Raw genomic sequence first — 1579 nt, 5'->3', positions numbered from 1 at the left:
TTATAAACAGAGTCTTGAATTTCTTGTTTTTATTACCAAATAGAGCGTACGCTTCGCTAAAACTAATGGAAATCATTAGCTTTTTTCTCCACTATGTGATGCACAATGGATCTCTGCGAAACTTATGATGACGAACCCTCCCATGTCTCTTAGCGTCATTGCGCTTACATTCCTTCGTTCGGTCTATTCATAAGGCAGAGGCCTGCTAAGCTGCCCCGGGGACTCATAGTCTTAGTTTAGTTATGTTGCTGGCTTCTCCGTGTCATCCTTCTGGTTATAGATCTCGATGATAAGAAATGTTTACGCTGTCTCTGCGAGACAGTGGAGATCCTTCATCATATACTGCTCATCAAAATGGACTTTCTTTTTGCAAATACCATGTAATATTTTCAGTAATTTACCACAGAGCACCACCATCGATTGCTTACCCCGTAAGGGATTCTGTTGGCGTGTTGTGTAGTATTCATGAAGCTGTTTAAACGCCGAATTATGACGAATGAGTGGAACCATTACTTTGAAAAGTATATATCTGAGTTTCTTTCGCCCTCTTTTCGAGATATGTTTTTGTCCCTTATGTTGACCAGACGAGTTTTCACGTAGTGTTAATCCCGCTAGTTTGATAAGTTGGCGTGGATTTTCATAAAGTGAAAAGCTCCCTACTTCTGAAAGTAAATCAACAATCGTCGCATCTCCTAAACCAGGAACGGAAGTGAGTAACTCATATTCCATTGTTGTTTGTGCCATTTGGGCTAATTGATTATTCACAGATGCAATTTCGGTCTCTAATAAGCGATACTGACGAAGGAGCGTGGCGATTTCATGTCGGGCCATCTGTTCTCCTTCTGTCAGTCCAATTGAGTTAGTCGATACTTCAATGAGAAGCCTTGCTTTCGGCAACTGTGGCGTCCTCATACCATCTACCTCACGGTATAAATAGACCAATTCCTCAGCTGTTTTTCCTTCAATATCCTGTGGAAATGGCGTCATTTCCAATGCCGCCAGCGCCATCTTTCCAAAAGACGGAAAGACTTGAGTAAACTCTGGAAAATAGCGATCAAGCCAACGGATGATTCGATTTTTAATACTCGCTAAATCTTCCGTTAACTTTGAACGGAGAGTAGATCCGATTCGCAGTTCAGCTTCTACCTCTTTTAACAAACGTGGATAGCTATAACGTCCATCTTTCAATAAGCGTGCGATGACCAACGCATCTTTTTTGTCGTTCTTTGTTTGTAAATTATCGTCCAGTTCCTTCGAACGTTTGACGTGCATTGGATTTACCATGACGAGTGGAATGCCATAATGATCTAAGAAATAAGCCAAGTTCATCCAATAGTGGCCAGTAGGCTCAATTCCAACGATAACGTCTGTTTTCTTAGCTTCCTTCATCGTTTGACGAATCTTTTCATACAAACTTTCAAAGCCTTCTTTTGATTGATGTACCGCAAAGGCTTTTTCAATCACACGCCCTCGTTCATCGACAAAGCACGCATAATGAACACGCTTGGCAATATCCATACCGACAACGAGTGTATTTTCAGTCACTTGATTAATTTTTTCATTGCATTTAAACTGCATA

1 protein-coding gene is annotated in these 1579 nt (G+C 40.9%); it reads right to left on the bottom strand.

Annotated features, from left to right (window positions below; all coding sequences use genetic code 11):
* Positions 1-300: 300 nt before the first annotated feature.
* Complete coding sequence (locus tag C8K15_RS19960) at positions 301-1578, bottom strand: IS110 family RNA-guided transposase (RefSeq protein WP_108588128.1); 1278 nt, start codon at positions 1576-1578, stop codon at positions 301-303.
* Position 1579 lies beyond the last annotated feature (1 nt).

This window comes from Paenisporosarcina sp. OV554, from assembly GCF_003058165.1.
Lineage (GTDB): Bacteria > Bacillota > Bacilli > Bacillales_A > Planococcaceae > Paenisporosarcina.
Note: the sequence above shows the minus strand (reverse complement) of the source record. Positions and strands in the feature narration are given on the sequence as shown.